Annotated in this window: 15 protein-coding genes; 7 read left to right on the forward strand and 8 right to left on the reverse strand. The window is 47.5% G+C overall.

Translation table 11 applies throughout. The features are described from left to right. Nucleotide 1: 1 nt before the first annotated feature. A complete protein-coding gene (locus tag AC5JR3_RS00455; protein ID WP_495841930.1) occupies nucleotides 2-1,999 on the forward strand; it encodes an ABC transporter ATP-binding protein in 1,998 nt (665 codons plus the stop codon). A gap of 61 nt (nucleotides 2,000-2,060) precedes the next feature. Next, a complete protein-coding gene (locus AC5JR3_RS00460; protein WP_495841932.1) occupies nucleotides 2,061-3,257 on the forward strand; it encodes a glycosyltransferase in 1,197 nt (398 codons plus the stop codon). Between the two features lie 42 nt (nucleotides 3,258-3,299). Here AC5JR3_RS00460 and AC5JR3_RS00465 read toward each other — a convergent pair whose 3' ends face one another. The 6 genes from AC5JR3_RS00465 to AC5JR3_RS00490 all read right to left on the reverse strand — a co-directional run bounded on the left by AC5JR3_RS00465 (nucleotide 3,300) and on the right by AC5JR3_RS00490 (nucleotide 8,812). Then, the gene (locus tag AC5JR3_RS00465) at nucleotides 3,300-4,040 is read right to left on the reverse strand and encodes an HAD family hydrolase (protein WP_495841933.1); all 741 of its coding nucleotides are present in this window, start codon (nucleotides 4,038-4,040) and stop codon (nucleotides 3,300-3,302) included. A gap of 101 nt (nucleotides 4,041-4,141) precedes the next feature. Further along, nucleotides 4,142-5,110, reverse strand: a complete 969-nt coding sequence (locus tag AC5JR3_RS00470; protein ID WP_495841935.1) for a 30S ribosomal protein S1 — start codon at nucleotides 5,108-5,110, stop codon at nucleotides 4,142-4,144. A 550-nt stretch (nucleotides 5,111-5,660) separates the two neighbouring features. Then, entirely contained in the window at nucleotides 5,661-6,209 is a 549-nt protein-coding gene (nrdR, locus tag AC5JR3_RS00475; protein WP_495841937.1) for a transcriptional regulator NrdR, read from the reverse strand. 258 nt (nucleotides 6,210-6,467) lie between these two features. After that, nucleotides 6,468-6,563, reverse strand: a complete 96-nt coding sequence (locus AC5JR3_RS00480) for a photosystem II reaction center protein T (RefSeq protein WP_495841939.1) — start codon at nucleotides 6,561-6,563, stop codon at nucleotides 6,468-6,470. A gap of 126 nt (nucleotides 6,564-6,689) precedes the next feature. Then, the gene (gene psbB / locus AC5JR3_RS00485; RefSeq protein WP_495841941.1) at nucleotides 6,690-8,219 is read right to left on the reverse strand and encodes a photosystem II chlorophyll-binding protein CP47; all 1,530 of its coding nucleotides are present in this window, start codon (nucleotides 8,217-8,219) and stop codon (nucleotides 6,690-6,692) included. Nucleotides 8,220-8,509: 290 nt separating this feature from the next. Next, nucleotides 8,510-8,812 (reverse strand): hypothetical protein, encoded by a 303-nt coding sequence (locus AC5JR3_RS00490; RefSeq protein ID WP_495841943.1) that lies wholly within the window; start codon nucleotides 8,810-8,812, stop codon nucleotides 8,510-8,512. 413 nt (nucleotides 8,813-9,225) lie between these two features. Between AC5JR3_RS00490 and mnmG the strand changes: the two genes are divergently transcribed. The 3 genes from mnmG to AC5JR3_RS00505 all read left to right on the forward strand — a co-directional run bounded on the left by mnmG (nucleotide 9,226) and on the right by AC5JR3_RS00505 (nucleotide 13,592). After that, nucleotides 9,226-11,142 (forward strand): tRNA uridine-5-carboxymethylaminomethyl(34) synthesis enzyme MnmG, encoded by a 1,917-nt coding sequence (gene mnmG, locus AC5JR3_RS00495; RefSeq protein ID WP_495841944.1) that lies wholly within the window; start codon nucleotides 9,226-9,228, stop codon nucleotides 11,140-11,142. Between the two features lie 580 nt (nucleotides 11,143-11,722). Continuing rightward, nucleotides 11,723-12,886: a hypothetical protein gene (locus AC5JR3_RS00500; RefSeq protein ID WP_495841946.1), complete on the forward strand. Its 1,164-nt coding sequence runs from the start codon at nucleotides 11,723-11,725 to the stop codon at nucleotides 12,884-12,886. Nucleotides 12,887-13,016: 130 nt separating this feature from the next. After that, nucleotides 13,017-13,592 (forward strand): TIGR04376 family protein, encoded by a 576-nt coding sequence (locus AC5JR3_RS00505; protein WP_495841948.1) that lies wholly within the window; start codon nucleotides 13,017-13,019, stop codon nucleotides 13,590-13,592. A 26-nt stretch (nucleotides 13,593-13,618) separates the two neighbouring features. On the opposite strand, the gene AC5JR3_RS00510 is transcribed toward AC5JR3_RS00505, so the two are convergent. Further along, the gene (locus AC5JR3_RS00510) at nucleotides 13,619-13,942 is read right to left on the reverse strand and encodes a hypothetical protein (protein ID WP_495841950.1); all 324 of its coding nucleotides are present in this window, start codon (nucleotides 13,940-13,942) and stop codon (nucleotides 13,619-13,621) included. A 192-nt stretch (nucleotides 13,943-14,134) separates the two neighbouring features. After that, nucleotides 14,135-15,139 carry a phosphoribulokinase gene (locus AC5JR3_RS00515; RefSeq protein WP_495841953.1) on the reverse strand — a complete coding sequence of 335 codons (1,005 nt, stop codon included), beginning with the start codon at nucleotides 15,137-15,139 and terminating at the stop codon, nucleotides 14,135-14,137. Nucleotides 15,140-15,685: 546 nt separating this feature from the next. On the opposite strand from AC5JR3_RS00515, the gene cpcD/petH reads away from it, so the two are divergent. Together cpcD/petH and AC5JR3_RS00525 are read left to right on the forward strand one after the other, a co-directional pair. Continuing rightward, nucleotides 15,686-16,927 (forward strand): bifunctional rod-capping linker CpcD/ferredoxin--NADP reductase PetH, encoded by a 1,242-nt coding sequence (gene cpcD/petH / locus AC5JR3_RS00520; RefSeq protein ID WP_495841955.1) that lies wholly within the window; start codon nucleotides 15,686-15,688, stop codon nucleotides 16,925-16,927. A 512-nt stretch (nucleotides 16,928-17,439) separates the two neighbouring features. Then, nucleotides 17,440-17,939, forward strand: a 500-nt coding sequence (locus AC5JR3_RS00525) for an ATP-dependent metallopeptidase FtsH/Yme1/Tma family protein (RefSeq protein ID WP_495841957.1), incomplete at its 3' end; no start/stop codon positions are given.

Genomic DNA, 17,939 nt, shown 5'->3' on the forward strand with positions numbered 1-17,939 from the left:
CATGTCTCCGAATAAGCTACTCCTGAGCTATGCGCTACGCTATCCATTTTTAGTAATTTCGACAGTTGTTTTGGGTTTTTCTGGTGCCCTCTTTAATGGCATCAGTACAGCTTTGATTGTGCCCGTAGTTTTGAGCTTTTTAGGTCAAGATGTCACTAACTTACAAGGCGCACCACCAATTCTTCAGAAATTGCTGTCCCTTTTTGATGGTGCGCCAGAAACTTACCGTCTGATCCTAATGACAGCAGCTGTTTTACTGGCGATCATTTTAAAGAATGTCACAACTTACATTGGCTCATTAGTTTCTACCTATTTATCCCGTTCCCTCGTTAATGGGATGCGCCTGGAAGGATTACAGTTACTTTTAAAGGTGGATATTGACTACTTTTATAAACATAAAGTTGGCGACTTAATTAATCACATAAATCAAGAAGTTGGTCGAACTTCTAACGCTATTCGGATTGCAATCCGCATGTTTGCAACTGCAATAAATATCTTAGTATATGTCGGCATTTTACTCTTGATTTCCTGGGAATTAACCTTGGCAGCAACGGGCTTACTATTATTGGTAACCCTCTCCAATCAGTATTTTATTAAGAGAGCTAAACAGTTTGGACGAATACTTAGTGATAAATCACGCGCTTACTCTAGTGCCCTGCTCGAGTTATTAAGCGGAATTCGGTTAATTAAAAGTATTGGTAATGAAGACTATGAATATAAACGCGTAGAGTTACTAATTAGAGAGCGAGAAAAAGCTGAGTTAGAATCTCAAGCAAATTTTGCTGCTATTAGCCCCATTAATGAAGTATTGGGGATTATTACGATATTAGCAATTGTTGCCTTAGGGCGGATTTTTTTTAGCGGTCAATTAGACTCTCTTTCGGCAATTTTATTAACTTATCTAGTTATTTTCTTTCGATTACTTCCCTTCGTTGGTCAGTTAAATGGCGCTCGTAGTGAATTTGCCAATGCCGCTCCCAGTGCTGAAATTGTGGCTGATTTTATGCGACAGGATAACAAGCCATTCATGGTGAAAGGCGATTTCCTTTACACGAAGCTGAAAGAAGGAATTGCCTTTAAAGACATATCATTTGCCTATCCTGGAAACAAGGATTTGGTGTTAGACCAGGTCAATTTATGGCTACCGAAAGGAACAACTTTAGCTTTGGTTGGTGCCTCCGGTGCGGGGAAATCAACGCTAGCGGACTTACTACCAAGATTTTATGATCCGAGGCAAGGTTGTATCGTCCTTGATGGCAAGGATTTGCGGGAATATGACCTCCGAACGCTGAGAAAGTCAATGGGAATTGTTAGCCAGGACACGTTTTTGTTTAACAATTCTGTTCGTTACAACATTGCCTATGGGCAGGAAGATGTCACGGATGAAGAGGTGATGGCAGCGGCAAAACGAGCCAATGCTTACGAATTTATTGAACAACTGCCTCACAAGTTTGAAACAGAGGTTGGCGATCGCGGCGTGATGCTCTCTGGAGGACAACGGCAACGATTGGCGATCGCGCGGGCTTTGCTGCGTAACCCCGATATATTAGTCTTGGATGAAGCAACGAGCGCTCTAGATACAGTGTCTGAGCGGCTGGTGCAACAGGCAATTGAGGAACTCTGTCGCGATCGCACGACGCTGGTAATTGCTCACCGCCTCTCAACGGTGCAAAAAGCGGATCAAATTGCTGTACTCGATAAGGGACGCGTGGTGGAAGTGGGTACCCACCAAGAATTGTTGAGCAAGGGTGGCTACTATGCGCGTCTGTATGAGATGCAGTTTGCTGAACAACCGGAAGAGGTGCCTAGGTTTACTGAAAAATTTACCAGAGCCTCCTACGAAATCCGCACTCATCTCAACTCAATGATTGGTTTCCTACAGTTACTTGTAGACGAGCTTGTAGACTCTCCCGAAGAGCAAAGCGAATTGATTGAAGAATCTTACTCCTCGGCAATCAACATTCTCAAAACTATCGATTATCTTGAGAACAAGAATTAGCTGAGCTGTGAACACAATTGCGACAGTATTCCAGTCTTGAAACAGAGTGGCTAAAGATTCCATGACCAAGCACTATATCTTTTTTACCCGCAATGTCTTGCCCCAATCCCACGCTCATCTGGTTCAAGTTGCCCATTGTGCCAATGCTGCGGCTAATCTCGGTTACTCAACGGTTCTCCTCTACCTAAGCCAGGGTGGAGGTTTTCCCAATCCGCTGCAGTTGCTCAATCCGTTTCATCCCCAACAACCAGCAGAAGATCTCGCCAATTTTTACAATCTTCAGCACAATCTTCAAGTTGCTGCTCTACCGATGCCGTGGCCGATCGATCGAGTCGGTGGCAAGTGGACTCACTCTAGCAGTGTTGTCTCAAAGTACTATTTTCCGGTTCATATCCGTCCCCATACCCAGATTGTTCACACGCGAGATTGGAATTTCGTCAAAGCAGCGGTAAAACGAGGTGTGCCAGCAATCTACGAACATCACCATCACGAACACAAGCAATTCGAGCCAGACATTGTTCACAACCCGCTGTTTCAACTTGCTGTGACGGTTGCTGATCCGGTTCGAGACAGCATGATTCAAAATGGGATGCCACCGGAAAAAGTCATTAAGCTCCATAACGGCTTTAATCATTTATTCCTGGTAAGGCAGCCGGAAGCCGCTGAAGCCTGGCGGAAAAAACTCCTGGTTGACGATCGCCAACATCTGGTCGTTTATTCCGGTGCCCTGCAACCGTTCAAAGGGATCGATCTGCTGATTGATGTGGCTAAGGACATGGAAAAAATTCAGTTTGTCTTGGCAGGGGGACCTGCCTCCCAAGTTGAGTCTTATCAGCAGCAAGTCAAGGATAAGCACCTGACGAACGTCACGTTTCTGGGGTATCTGCCGCAAAATCAGTTAGGAAGTTTGCTACAAGCCGCTGACATTTTGGCTCACCCCCATTGCGCGGGATTAGCGGCTACATTTACCTCACCTCTAAAGCTGTTTGACTATATGGCGTCTGGAACCCCGATCGTGGCAACAGAGATTCCACCGTTAATAGAGTTCAAGCAGACGGAGGCGATCGCTGGCTGGTGCGAGCCTGATAACCCTATTGCCTTTGGTCAATGCCTTCAGCATGTCTTGAAAACCCACCCCAGGAAAGCCGAAGGCTATTCCGATAGCCGGGATTGGGTCAGTCAGTTTTCTTGGGAAAACCGTATTGCCAAAATTCTTAGCCATGTAGAGGAGTCTGTGCGCCCTCAACCCAGACGTTAAGGTGTCTTACAACCGGAAGGAACTACGCTGACTTTAGTGCTACTAAGCAGCAAGGATTTGAATTTCATCAAGTTGAGCGATCGCTACATCGGCGGCTTCTAAATGAGCAGCGGCAGGATTTTCCCAGCAAATGCCAATACAACCTGCTGCTCCCGCACGATGTCCCATTTCAATATCCCCGGCAGCATCTCCAACCATTAATGTTGCCCCTGGTTCCACATCCAGTAATTGGCAGGCTTGGAGAAACAGAGCTGGATCTGGCTTGCTTGGCCCTTCGTTGACGCCCATTTCTAGCTGAATGTAGTCCCTGAGTTGATGACGCTCGACAAAGGCTTTGACCTCTTCCGTGGTAGCGGCGGAGAGAATTCCCAGTTTTAACCCAGCATCTGAGAGGGTTTTGAGTACTTCTAAACTGCCAGTAAACAGAGGAGATGTACCAGCACGTTTGAGATAGCGATCGGCGTCTTCAAAGGCGTTATGGGCGATCGCTACTGACTCTAACCAACCTCGTCCTGTTTCTGCAACGTAAGCCGCCGCCGCAATTTCATTTTCCCTACGACTGCCAACTGCCATTAACCCCGTAGGATCGAGGCTGTCGCCTTGAATGCCAAATGCCATTAGCAGTGGCTCCCCAATTCCCGGAATCTGGGCGTCAATCAAGCGCGATCGCTTTTGCCCTAGCTCCCTCAAAAAGGTTTGGGAATCCTCCAGCGTCCCGTCTTTATCAAAAATAATTGCCTGAATATTTGGGAACGTCAGCTCCCCACAACGAATTGTAACCACAGCTACCTTCTTGCTTGATAAAACAGCAATAAAAAAGAGGGAAGTTCCCTCTTCTTAAAACCTCTAGGTAGTTTAAGACCCAGATAATTCTTTACCCGTGCTTATTCTTCGATTGCAGAAACCATCTCTTCTTCGACTTCGACGATTTCCTCTGGTTCGTTACTTTCTTGCTGAGCAGCACGCATCTTCTCGCGATACTTCTCTGCCATCTCTTCTGCCTTCTCGTAGACCAAGTCCCGGTTGTTGATCATGTCACCGGGTTCTGGTTCTAACTGCTTGGTAGACAAGGAAATACGACCTCGTTCTGCATCCAAGTCAATAATCATCACTTTCACTTCATCATTAACATTGAAGACGCTGTGGGGCGTATCAATGTGGTCGTGAGAAATTTCCGAGATGTGTAGCAGTCCGCTGACGCCGCCGATGTCGATAAAGGCACCGTAAGGCTTGATACCGCGTACAGAGCCAATTACCACTTCGCCAACTTCTAAGCGGTTCATCTTGCGCTCAACCAACGCTCTACGATGGCTGAGGACGAGACGGTTCCGGTCTTCATCAACTTCCAGGAATTTTAACGGCAGTTCTTCGCCGACTAAATCTTCCTTAGGTTTGCGGGTGCTGATGTGAGAACCAGGAATAAAACCTCGCAATCCTTCAATGCGTACCAAAGCACCGCCTCGGTTGGTTGCAAAAACTAAAGAGCGGACTGTAGCATCTTCAGTTTGCAGTTGGCGAACGCGCTCCCAAGCCCGCATATACTCGATGCGGCGAATGGATAGGGTAAGCTGTCCATCTTCATTCTCGTCAGTCAGAATGAAAAATTCCCGCGTCTCGTTCGACTGTAAGACTTCGTCAGGATTGTCAACTCGGTTGATAGACATTTCCTGAATCGGAATATAGGCGGCAGTTTTAGCACCAATGTCAATCAGAGCACCTCTCGGCTCTAGGCTAAAAACTGTACCGGCGACAATATCACCAGGGCTGAAGTGATAGTCGTATTGGTCGAGTAGTGCGGCAAAATCTTCGTGTGTAAAGCCAATATCTGTAGTAGTTGTTTTCTGACTGACCATGTTGAGTATCGTTTCCTAGGTTTATCTCCGTAGTTACTTTGCCTCCTGTGGATGTACACGCACGTTTAATGATTGCGTGTTGCTACACCTACATTGCTCATATAAGCCCAATTTGACAATCTCACTCACCCAAATCGTGGGTGATGAGAAACTTGAGTTTACTTCACTGCTGGCGGCAGCAATTTAGAGCTGACCTTTCGGGTCATACTGGGCAGAGTCGAGCGTTTCCACTCAATGTTTAAAATTAACTTTCGGTGGAGTGCCACTCTGTTGACTTGAGTTTAACATCTCTACTGTTCCCTCTCTTCTAGACCCGCGCCCAAAAACAGCACGCTTGTGGCGAGATTCTTGGTGTGAGACTTCCTGATAAACTCTTTTTATCCAGACTCTCAATTATAACTCTGTTCAGTCACTTCATTTTAAATTTTCTGGATGCTCAAATTTTGGTGCGATCGCTACCCACAGCTTTTCAATGTTTAGTAATCCTTGGCTTACCAGCAAAAAGCTGTTACGAATCCGTTCTGCGTTGATAAAAAAGCCAGTCTTTACGTCAGGTTGAAGAATGTGTCATGAAAGATGTGGCGGTTTCTGGCTCTGCCACTTCCGTTAAGGATAGGGGAGAATTTTCAGAGTGATCGCTATTATCTGGATGATTTTGGAGATGATTCAAGGCTTCGACAAAATCGCGGATTCCTTGAAACTGTCGGTAAACGGAAGCAAATCGCACGTAGGCAACTTCACTCAGCTCTCGCAGTTGCTGGAGTACTAGTTCACCAATTTCATTACTGGTGACTTCTCTACCAAATTGTTGTTGCAGTTCCGCTTCTATTTCATCAACCAATATTTCCAGGCGTTCTTGAGGCAAGCCTGTTTTTTCGCAGGCTCGGATTATTCCTCGCAGTAACTTGGAACGATCAAAGGACTCTCGAGTGCCATCCCGTTTGATCACAGTTATTGGCACAAATTCAATGCGCTCGTAGGTAGTAAAGCGATGTTTGCACATCAAGCACTCCCGTCGTCGCCGAATACTTTGTCCGGCTTCGGTGGAGCGAGACTCAAGCACGCGGCTGTCGGTGTGCTGGCAATAGGGACATCGCATAGTAAACGTCCTCCGATCCTGCTGGGTGGACTTGGACGGGGTACAAATCCAATTTTCCTCTAAATAGAGGGATCTGCATTTAAATACAAAAATCTGAGCCGTGGCTTGTCTATCCAAATACTTAGAAGTGAGAAATGGATAGACTGTTGCGGCTCAGTATAGCCAACCAAGTAATAAAGTTCTGGCAACGGTGTAAAGCGATCGCGCTGACGATTTCACCACGACACTTCGCTGATCCGCGCCGGGGTTTACCGTCAATTATTTACCGATCCGAGGTGGCTCTCTAAAGGCGATCGCAAAGAACAGGGTGCCGATGGCACAAGCCAAGATCAAGATATAAGCAATGCTTTCCATGTCAATAATTCCTGACTATCTTTCTATTTAACAGTCTACCTTGCGTAGCAAAATTCAAAAGAAGAAAGAAAGGCAAAAGTCAGAAAATCTTCACTTTTGCCTTTCTTTCCCTACAGAGTTGCGGCTCTAAACCGCTTCTTTTTTGCGACTGGTTTTGTCACCCACTTTTTGGAAGAGACCCCACTCGACTTGTTCTTCCAGGTCTGCCTCAACACCAGCAAACACATCGCGGAACAAAGTACGAGAGCCGTGCCAGATGTGTCCAAAGAAGAACAACAACGCAAACACAGCATGAGCAAAGGTGAACCAACCCCGAGGGCTAGTACGGAAGACTCCGTCAGAATCCAGGGTTGCACGGTCAAAGATGAACGGCTCGCCTAGTTGAGCCTTACGGGCATACTGCTTCACAACGGCGGGATCGTCAAAGGTTTGACCATCCAAAGCACCACCGTAGAAGCTAGCCGTAATACCAGTCTGCTCAAAGCTATATTTTGATTCTGCCCGTCGGAACGGAATATCCGCCCGAACAATACCATTGGCATCAGTCAAGACGACTGGGAAGGTTTCAAAGAAGTTAGGAAGGCGACGCACGTTCAGTTCTCGACCTTCACCATCCTTGAACACTGGGTGACCCAACCAAACTTGGGCGATACCATCGCCTTTGTCCATCGGGCCTACCCGGAACAAACCACCTTTAGCGGGGCTGTTGCCGACATAGTCATAAAAAGCGAGCTTTTCTGGAATCTCAGACCAAGCTCCTTGCAAAGTATTGCCCTGAGCCAAGCTAGCTTGAACACGGTGGTCAATTTCTTGCTTGAAGTAACCGTCGTCCCATTGGTAACGGGTTGGTCCAAACAGTTCGATGGGAGTGGCAGCACTGCCATACCACATCGTTCCTGCGACAACAAAAGCAGCAAAGAATACAGCGGCAATACTGCTGGACAGTACTGTTTCAATATTCCCCATCCGCAGAGCTTTATATAGCCGCTCCGGTGGACGAACCGTTAAGTGGAAAAGACCCGCAATCACGCCAACAATTCCCGCCGCAATGTGGTGAGCCACAATACCGCCGGGGTTAAAGGGGTTAAATCCTTCTGGTCCCCATGCCGGTGCTACAGGTTGGATGCTGCCCGTCAGACCGTAGGGGTCAGACACCCACATTCCTGGCCCAAATAGACCAGTGAGGTGGAAAGCTCCAAATCCAAAGCAGAGAAGACCAGATAAGAACAGGTGAATACCAAACATCTTGGGTAAGTCAAGAGCCGGTTGACCAGTGCGGGGGTCTCTAAACAGCTCCAAGTCCCAATACACCCAGTGCCATACAGCAGCTAGGAACAAAAGACCAGAAAGGACGATATGACTGGCGGCGACGCCTTCAAAAGACCACAGACCAACGTCCGTGACGTTTGCACCCGTAATGCTCCAGCCACCCCAAGAGTCCGTCACCCCTAAACGTGCCATAAAGGGCATAACGTACATGCCTTGACGCCATATTGGGTTCAAGACCGGGTCACTGGGATCGAAAATTGCCAGTTCATAAAGGGCCATAGAACCAGCCCAGCCTGCCACGAGGGCAGTGTGCATCAAATGCACGGAAATCAGACGACCTGGATCATTCAGGACGACTGTATGTACTCGATACCAGGGTAGTCCCATTGACTACGCTCCTCCTCTAAAGATAATTAAAGTGTCTACTTCGACGCTTCTTTTCTTAATCGATATATAGAATTCATCACTGTCCACCTCTACCTTGTCACCAGTTTTTGGTGAAGACAGCATGAACAGTTGGATTGGACGAGTATGTCCTTGTGAAACTGAAGATTGTTTAAAGAAGTGTAACTATTGTTAGAGGCGATTGCAAGCAAATTCAAGACTTCTAGCACCATAAGATAGAAATGTTTACTCCCTCATCTGGAGGAAAACGTTAATCTTCCAGATCAGAAAGCCTAAACTGTCGGTTCGCTTGCCGCTAATCTGTCAATGGCTTGGTCAGCGGTAATTAGTCGTTTGAGGACGACTTGACCAATTGTTTTTGCGCCTTCCGCACTTGGAGGAGCGGTCGGAAAGACTTCCACCATTAACACGGCCTCTTCAACCTGATAGAGCCACAACTTCTCCCCTTGCTCTAGTAAACAAAGATTTATACGCTTTATTTCCGGTTTGCGTCGCCAACTGTGTTCGTTCCACAGTCCGCCAAACTCCCATACTCGACCCACAGTCCAGCCATCAGCAAGAAAGAAATACTTCACAAAACTTATCGCTACAACAGAGTTTGAGGGAATTATCCCTTGTCTGGGAGGAGGTTTGGTAGTTTAGGTGCGATTTTTTCTGCCGATGGGAGATAAAAAAGCGATCGCTCTTTTGTTCCCTTGCTAAGTAATTGTTACTGCTAGAAGCCGGATGCCTGCTGGTTCCGAACCCAGATGCGGATTCAAGCCAGCTCACCTCAATTCCCTAATTCGGCTATTGAAAATCATTCACTAGATTTTCTACAAAACGGCTTTTCTCCGCAATTGGCAACCCGGTTCCCGTAGGAGCTAATTCATCGCATCTTAATTAAAACTCCCAAGTTTTTAGAGAGTTAGCTTCTAGCAGAAAGTGCGGTCAATTGTAGCCGCTAAAATTAGATCAGACTTTTTGCTGCTTAAATTCAAGCACTGCCATGCCTTCGCCAACGTCCGTAGAAATCCAAGATTCATTTGATGTCATCGTTGTCGGTGCTGGACACGCCGGATGCGAGGCAGCACTGGCTACTGCCCGCTTAGGCTGTCGTACCTTACTGCTAACGTTGAACCTCGACAAGATTGCTTGGCAGCCTTGTAACCCAGCTGTAGGCGCTCCAGCAAAATCCCAACTCACTCATGAGGTAGACGCACTGGGTGGGGAAATTGGCAAAATGGCTGACCGCACCTACCTGCAAAAGCGAGTGCTGAACTCCTCACGAGGGCCTGCTGTGTGGGCATTGCGGGCGCAGACAGATAAGCGAGAATATGCGGCTTTGATGAAGGGAATTGTTGAGAATCAGGAGCATCTAACAATTCGCGAAGCCATGGCAACGGATTTAGTCTTGGGCGCGAACGATCAAGTGGTTGGCGTTAAGACTTATTTTGGTGTTGCCTTTGGCTGCAAAGCGGTGATCTTAACAACGGGAACATTTCTAGGGGGCTGCATCTGGGTAGGTAATAAATCAATGCCAGCCGGACGAGCGGGAGAGTTTGCCGCTGTTGGTTTGACCGAAACACTCAATCAGCTAGGGTTTGAGACGGGGCGTTTGAAGACAGGCACTCCCGCACGAGTGGATAAGCGCTCGGTGGACTATAGCAACTTAGAAGCGCAACCAGGGGACAAAGAGGTGCGGTGGTTTAGCTTTGACCCGGAAGTCTGGGTAGAACGGGAGCAGATGAACTGCTACCTGACTCGCACGACTCCCCAGACGCATCGACTAATTCGGGAGAATTTGCATTTATCGCCTGTCTATGGCGGTTGGGTGGATGCCAAAGGACCGCGTTATTGTCCCAGCATTGAAGACAAAATCGTGCGCTTTGCGGATAAGGAAAGCCACCAAATCTTTATTGAACCGGAAGGACGAGACATTCCTGAACTCTATATTCAGGGATTTTCTACAGGATTGCCGGAGCAGTTGCAGATAGCGATGTTGCGATCACTCCCCGGTTTGGAAAACTGTACGATGCTACGTCCGGCTTATGCCGTTGAGTATGATTACTTGCCCGCCACTCAGTGTTTTCCCACACTGATGACGAAGAAAGTGGAAGGGCTATTTTGTGCCGGACAAATTAACGGCACCACCGGGTACGAAGAAGCCGCCGCTCAAGGTCTTGTGGCTGGGATTAACGCCGCTCGGTTTGTTGACAATCAAGAAATGATTGTTTTTTCCCGCGAGCAAAGCTACATCGGTACTTTGATTGATGATTTGTGTACGAAGGATTTGCGGGAGCCTTACCGGATGCTCACCTCTCGTTCTGAGTATCGCTTGTTACTGCGCTCGGATAATGCTGATCGACGTCTGACACCGTTGGGACGAGAAATCGGATTGATTGACGATCGCCGCTGGCAGCTATTTACCCGGAAGCAGGAAAATATGGCAGCGGAGAAAGAACGCCTCTACTCCACACGGGTAAAGGAGCATGATGAAATTGGTAAAGCGATCGCCACTAACACGCAGCAAAAAATTAAAGGCTCAGTCACCTTGGCGGAGTTGCTACGGCGTCCAGGATTCCACTACGTTGACCTAGATCGCTTTGGCTTGAGTAGTTCAGAAAATCTGGATTTAGCCGAAAAAGAAGGTGCCGAGATTGACATCAAGTATTCTGGCTATCTCCAGCGCCAACAAAATCAAATTGACCAGATTTCCCGCCAAGCTCATCGTCAACTACCGCCAGAGTTGGACTATTTAGCCATTGATACCCTATCGAAGGAATCTCGCGAAAAGCTGATGAAGGTCAAACCCTTAACAATCGGTCAAGCCTCGCGAATTGGTGGTGTAAATCCAGCCGATATCAATGCCCTGCTAATCTATCTGGAAGTGCGATCGCGTACCAGTCCTGTGCCAACAGCCTAGAAGCACCGGGTGCAGGGGAGCAGGGGAGCAGGGGAGCAGGGGAGCAGGGGAGCAGGGGTGCAGAGGAGCAGGGGAGCAGGGGAGCAGGGGTGCCGGGGTGCAGAGGAGCAGGGGAGCAGGGGAGCAGGGGAGCAGAGGAGCAGAGGAGCAGAGGAGCAGGGGAGCAGGGGAGCAGGGGAGCAGATGAGATAAAAATTGACAACGATGAGCCATTACTCCAATCGCCTACATACTTCACCCTTCATACTTCACCCTTCATACTTCACCCTTCATACTTCACCCTTCATACTTCATCCTTCTCTCCTACTCACCGACTCAGGACTCAGGACTCACCGACTCAGGACTCACCGACTATTTTCCCGCTTCGCCAGTCCCCTAATCAGATAAAATTGCCAAGGTCAGGGGCATGATAATTGTCAATAAAAACTAATTTTGCCAGCAGTTAGCGATTCAGGCACACTTCTAGATAACTAAGAATTGAGGATTTTGTGCAACAATCGGTAATTTCACTGCTAATCTAGGCGCAAGGAAATACCTTTAAGCGTATTGTTAATTCTGTAGCCACGAGAGTGAGCCATCCATGTCTCAGGACGTTAGCACTAACCAGAGAACCAAAGAGCCGTTGACAACGACTCTGTCCATTCAGCCTTGGTCGGCAGAAAATGAGGCTGACAAGCTGATGGACGATTTATTTTCAGATATCGACCGCATCTTAGAAGGGGGCAGCAAGTTACCCACCGAGCCGGCACAGCCACAGTATGTCGCTTTGAAGTCCATTGTGGTGCCGCAAATTACTCTGCCACCCGCCTTGATAACGTCAAACGATTTGGTCGCTCCAACCACCGATGGCAAAGCAGAGCTAGATCAGCCGACGGGAGAGACAGTTGTAACTCATACAACGACTACCACGACTGAGCGTCGGGGCTTGGGTCTGTCTCTTGACAAACTGCTTCTGGGTATTGCCTGTGCCTCTTTAATCATCACCTCTTTACTCCTGCTGGCAACCCAGGAACGCTTTAAATGGCTACAGTCATTTAATCCGGCAGCAACCACTAACCCAAATAGTTCTATCTCAGCCGCTGATACTGAATTTGTGAACTACATGCTGCGATCGCTAAAAGCGATTGACCGCAAGAACGCCGCCAGCCAGCAACAAACTACAGGCGGTAATAATACTCAAGTACCAGGTACAAACCTGCCCGCAGCATCTATTCCTGGTAATCCTGCGGTATCCGGTCAGGTTCCAACGGTTCTAGAGCGGGTCTATATCCCTGTCTACCCCTCACCACAAGCACCGGCTGCTCCGCCTGCTGTCGCCCCGCCTGCTGCCGCTCCAGCCCCGGCATTGCCCTCTCCGAGAGCGGCGGCTCCCGCTGCGACCACCCCTCCGAGAGCGGCGGCTCCCGCTGCGACTGCCCCTCCCAGAGCGGCTCAATCTCTTCCTGCACCCGTGGCAGTTGCTCCCGCCGCACCGCCAGCTCCCGCCGCACCAGCTCCTGTAGCCTCGCCAGCTCCCGCCGCACCGCCCTCTCCTGTATCCTCTCCTCGACATACTCTAGTGGGTTTGCTAGAACAAGGCTCTCGCTCGGTAGCTTTGTTTGAAATTGAGGGCATTACTCAGCGCATTAGCATCGGTGAATCTATTGGTGACAGCGGTTGGACGCTTGTATCAGTTGCCAACCAAGAAGCGGTGGTTCGTCGCAACGGTGAAGTTCGCTCGGTCTTTGTTGGGCAAAAGTTCTAAATTTGTTAGTTGTCCATTGTTGATAGTTGAGTTGTTGTGCCCCAGGAGCAACCAACCTCACCAATGACTCATGACTAACGGCAAATGACCCATCACAATAGAGACATTACTTGACGAATGGGAGTTTTCGGTGGGACTATTTGACGATTTCAATCGGTTTTTGGAAAACCGCTTAGATGAATTCCTTCGCAACAACCCACATCTAGAGTTAGAAGCTCTAGAGGAACAGCTACAAGAACAAGAAGAAGACACCCTACGCCTAATCGCCGACTTGCAGCTACAGCAAAAGCAATTGCAAGACGAAATTCTAGCAATTGCTCAAGACATTCAACGTTGGCACGAGCGTAGCAATAAAGCGAAGGCAACAGGACGACAGGACTTGGCACAAGCGGCACAAGAGCGAGAAGCCGCATTGCTACGCCAGGGAAATCAGCGCTGGGGACAGATGGAAGGCTGCAAGCAGCGCATTGCTCAAGCCAAAGACTTACAGGGACAAATCCAAAAGCGTCGCCAAGAAGTTATAGCAAAAGCAACTGAGGTTGCTGCAGCCCGTTCTAGCTATAAAGCAGACTCAGTCTGGGAAACTTCCGGATGGAATCAAAGCGCCAACCGTATCCCCAATGGAGCAGATCCCTTGGAGGATAAATTTAAACGCTGGGAAATGGAGGATGAACTAGAACAGCTAAAGCGCAATCTGGGTAGATAGTTAGCTTGACAGTAAAGAACTGACGATCAGTTTTCGTCTTCAGTTTGACGAATAGTAAAGGATATTGGACGCAGCAATTGAGGAGCGGCGTTGCTGGTATATTGCTTGAGCCTTGACCAGTTAGCTGACCCGACAGGAAGTTTTACGGGTGGTACTGAGACTTGCTCAAGTTCGGCTTTTATTGATTGCCTTTGGAACGACCAGCCTGCATATTTCTTGTAGTTAGAGGCGATCGCCAAAAAAACGCCTCCTAAGATATAGACGGGTAACGGTAAGGTAATTTCCTCGAACCACTGATAAAGCTCTGCAATACCAAATAGCAAAACAAAGCTAGCTATCCACACTCTCATCGATCGAACCCCATATCAAGTCCGTGCTGATTACTGTCGTGGTGACTCAAAAAATTGATCAACAATGTCAGTAAACGGATGTGATATTATCATCCCTCACAGCATTCTCAACTTTGAATTTTAAAATCAATCGCGAGCGCTAAGATTAGCATCTCGCGATTAGTCGGCTATTTAGCCCGAAACCTGAGCGGATTACACCTTAGCCGTCATCTGGGCTTTTTCAGTTGTTAAACGCTCATAGACGGCTCGCATCTTCAACCCAGTCAACACTTGGAAGAGTCCTGTACCGTTATTAGAGCCAGGATACTCGCGGTGTTGTAGCAATAGGTGAGTCATCTCACCTTCGTACTTCGTAGACGTGTTGCTGAGATGGGTTTCGATGTAGATCACTTCATCTAGGTTGTCGAACTGACCATCAACCTCCAAAACAGAGACGTACTTACCGTAGTATTCATCAGACCCGTAGAACATCTGAATACCGGGGTAAGAGCAGGTCAGTTTCCGTCCGCAAGGAGTCCAGTTAATAGTTGACCCTTCATCAAACAGATAGACCGGTTCTAAACCTGCTCTATCTTCGCTCTGAAGCATCCGTACCCGCAGAACTTTTCGCTCTTTATCGTCTTTAATCAGGTTTGTGGGCAATACCTGAAGTACGATATCGGCAAATTCTCTCTGCGGCTCGATGTATGCCTTAAAGTCAGGGCGACGGGAGTTGATAGCAGCGACAACATCTTCGTAGCGATGACCGCGCTCTGCCATATCTCGCTGAATCTTCCAGGCAACCTTGACTTCATCGCTGATGTCGAGATAGACACTGAAGTCTAGAAGCGATCGCACTCGTTCGTCATACAAAGGATGTAGTCCTTCAACGACAACAATTTTGTTCGGATTAACCCGCTCGGGTGGATCGAGTTCGCCTGTTTCGTGGTTATAAATTGGCTTATCGATTGATTGACCATTTTTCAGCGCTTTGATTTGCTCATACATCAAATCAAAGTTATTCGCTTTGGGATTTAATGCAGTTACTCCTTGCTCCTTACGCTGTTTACGGTCCAGGCTATGATAGTCATCCAAACAGATGACTGTCATCAATTCTTCACCAAACAGATCTGCAAGTCTTTGCAGAAAAGTTGACTTTCCGCATCCCGAGTCTCCGGCGACACCAATTAGAACCACGCGGTCCAGCTGAGTGGTCATAGCTTCCCTCTTACGCAAAACCTATTCTTACCTAAAGTTTTAAGCCAGCTAAATCCATAAGCTTGGAGGTCACACCGTCTTTCTATAAAAAGTTGCTTCATAAACACCAATAGGAAAGCGTAACCTTCATGATTACAAACCCTTGGGGAAGTCTTAAGCAAGGTACGGCGTAAGTATTTAGTACTAGCTGCTAACGATAAATCTTACCAAAACACTACTATCCCTACAAGACTTATGGGGATTGGACTCATTTTGCTCCAGTACTCATGCTAAGGTAGCGCGTGCAGTTTGAGGAAATAAAAAGTCAAATTGATTCAATCGTGACAGTTTTTTCCTTCTTCTCTGGGTAGCCTGATCAGCATAACCTGATCAGCTTTTACCGGAAAAGCTGTCAAACAGCGCTGGGTAAGCTTCACAATGTTACGCTTATATTGCAGATTTGGCTCTAATTCACCTGGAACACAGTCCGGCATTCTGCACGGATTCAGGCAAAAAGGGCTGAAAAAATGCAACATATTCAAAGTTTGGTTTGGAGATATTGAAGCGATGTATAGTCCCAGCGCAGCTGCAAATTCTGCCAAGAATACGGATTTTGGTAGCCGTATGTTCATTTACGAAGTAGTTGGTCTTCGTCAGAATGAAGAAACTGACAAGATTAACTACCCGATTCGTCGTAGTGGCAGTGTGTTCATCACAGTGCCCTACAGCCGCATGAATCAAGAGATGCAGCGCATCACGCGTATGGGTGGCAAAATTGTCAGTATCCAGCATCTAAGCGTTGAGAATCAAGTGAACGGCAAAATCTCCAAGGCATCTGAAGCTCAAAAAACCCAGGTCAAAAAACCGGAAGCTCAAGAAACCAAGGTAGACAAAAAAGAAAAGCCTACTATGACTCAAGCAAAAGCAAAGACTGAAATTCCTGTTAATATCTATCGACCGAAAACGCCCTTTGTTGGTCGGTGTGTAGGCAATGAAGAATTGGTTGCTGAAGGTGGAATTGGTACTTGCCGTCACCTAACTTTCGACATCTCTGGCGGAGATTTGTGGTACTTAGAAGGTCAAAGTATCGGTATCATCCCAGATGGAACTGATGAAAATGGCAAACCTCATAAATTGCGGCTGTACTCCATTGCCTCAACTCGTCATGGCGATCATCTAGATGACAAAACCGTATCCCTCTGTGTGAGACAGCTACAGTACAAGCATCCAGAAACAGGAGAAACCGTTTCTGGTGTTTGCTCTACCTTCCTGTGCAATCTCAACCAAGGCGATGAAGTTAAAATCACTGGGCCTGTCGGGAAGGAAATGCTCTTACCCGAAAACCCCAATGCCAACATCATTATGATGGCAACCGGAACTGGAATTGCTCCCTTCCGTGCTTACCTGCGGCGGTTGTTTGTAGAGCAACATGAAGATTACAAGTTTAACGGTTTCGCTTGGCTAATCTTGGGTGTCGCCACCACTCCCAATATTCTCTACAAAGAAGACCTAGAGAAATTGCAGGAAGAGTTCCCGAACAACTTCCGCCTCACCTATGCCATCAGCCGAGAACAGAAGAATTCTGAAGGCGGCAAGATGTACATTCAGCACCGAGTAGCTGAAAACGCTGAAGAGATGTGGAACTTAATCCAAAAAGAAAAAACCCACAGCTATATCTGCGGTTTGAAGGGTATGGAAGATGGCATTGATGCAGCACTGTCTGCTCAAGCCGAAAAGGATGATCTAAATTGGTCGGAATACCAACGGGCAATGAAGAAGGCAGGTCGTTGGCATGTAGAGACCTACTAAAGAGTCAGTTTTTTAGTTAAGACTGCGATCGCTACCTACTAAAGCAGATTTACTGGCGCGTCTAAATTTCCTAGTTGACCATTTGGAGATCAAGACGCGTCAGTCGTTTTTTTTTCCTAAAATAACGATGCATTATATACCATTCCTTACCAAATTGGACTGGAAATTGGTAAAAAAATCAACAGTTTTGCTCTGACGCACCTCCCTAGCCGGAAACAGCTAAGGATCGCCCTGGAAGCGATATCAGCGATCGCCTCATCTATCAAGTCAGTTGCCCCAAGTCTGATAATTAAGTTAAATTTAATTAAGTTAATACTTTTAAGTTAACGCTTGATGTGTTTTATCAGCCGTTCTGGAACTCAAAATCCGAGCCCAATGACACACCTCATGAATTGTCCTTGGCATCACACGGCTCTGCTTTAAGCAACTCGTTTGCCAAGTCCTGCAATTCATAAAGCGCTGTCAAGGCTGACATTAGCTTAATAAGATCAATATCTAGAGGCCGATAACTGATGAAAATTTCTTGGAGAATCATACTACTTTGGACATTGCCTGCCTTAGTCATCGGATTTTTCCTGTGGCAAGGGACATTCTCCCCTGCCGCTGGTGACGTAGGCAAAAATACAGCTAGCACTCGCATGACCTATGGTCGCTTTCTAGACTATCTAGATACAGGGAGAGTCACCAGTGTTGACCTCTATGATGCTGGGCGTACGGCAATTGTTGAGGCAGTTGATCCAGAACTCGATAATCGCATACAGCGCCTGCGCGTAGATTTGCCCGCTAACTCCCCAGAACTGGTTGCCAAGCTTAGAGAAGCAGACATCAGTTTAGATTCCCATCCGATTCGCAATGATGGTGCAATCTGGGGATTGCTAGGGAACTTAATTTTCCCAATTCTGCTGATTGCTGGACTGTTTTTCCTCTTCCGTCGTTCCAGCAACGTTCCTGGTGGCCCAGGTCAAGCGATGAACTTTGGTAAATCCCGCGCTCGCTTCCAGATGGAAGCCAA

This window comes from Kastovskya adunca (assembly GCF_059505785.1).

Bases quoted from the DNA above. Each gene is read 5' to 3' on its own strand.
- AC5JR3_RS00455 (WP_495841930.1), top strand. From the start codon at position 2: ATGTCTCCGAATAAGCTACTCCTGAGCTATGCGCTACGCTATCCATTT.
- AC5JR3_RS00460 (WP_495841932.1), top strand. From the start codon at position 2,061: ATGACCAAGCACTATATCTTTTTTACCCGCAATGTCTTGCCCCAATCC.
- AC5JR3_RS00470 (WP_495841935.1), bottom strand. From the start codon at position 5,110: ATGGTCAGTCAGAAAACAACTACTACAGATATTGGCTTTACACACGAA.
- nrdR (WP_495841937.1), bottom strand. From the start codon at position 6,209: ATGCGATGTCCCTATTGCCAGCACACCGACAGCCGCGTGCTTGAGTCT.
- AC5JR3_RS00480 (WP_495841939.1), bottom strand. From the start codon at position 6,563: ATGGAAAGCATTGCTTATATCTTGATCTTGGCTTGTGCCATCGGCACC.
- psbB (WP_495841941.1), bottom strand. From the start codon at position 8,219: ATGGGACTACCCTGGTATCGAGTACATACAGTCGTCCTGAATGATCCA.
- mnmG (WP_495841944.1), top strand. From the start codon at position 9,226: ATGCCTTCGCCAACGTCCGTAGAAATCCAAGATTCATTTGATGTCATC.
- AC5JR3_RS00500 (WP_495841946.1), top strand. From the start codon at position 11,723: ATGTCTCAGGACGTTAGCACTAACCAGAGAACCAAAGAGCCGTTGACA.
- AC5JR3_RS00510 (WP_495841950.1), bottom strand. From the start codon at position 13,942: ATGAGAGTGTGGATAGCTAGCTTTGTTTTGCTATTTGGTATTGCAGAG.
- AC5JR3_RS00515 (WP_495841953.1), bottom strand. From the start codon at position 15,139: ATGACCACTCAGCTGGACCGCGTGGTTCTAATTGGTGTCGCCGGAGAC.
- cpcD/petH (WP_495841955.1), top strand. From the start codon at position 15,686: ATGTATAGTCCCAGCGCAGCTGCAAATTCTGCCAAGAATACGGATTTT.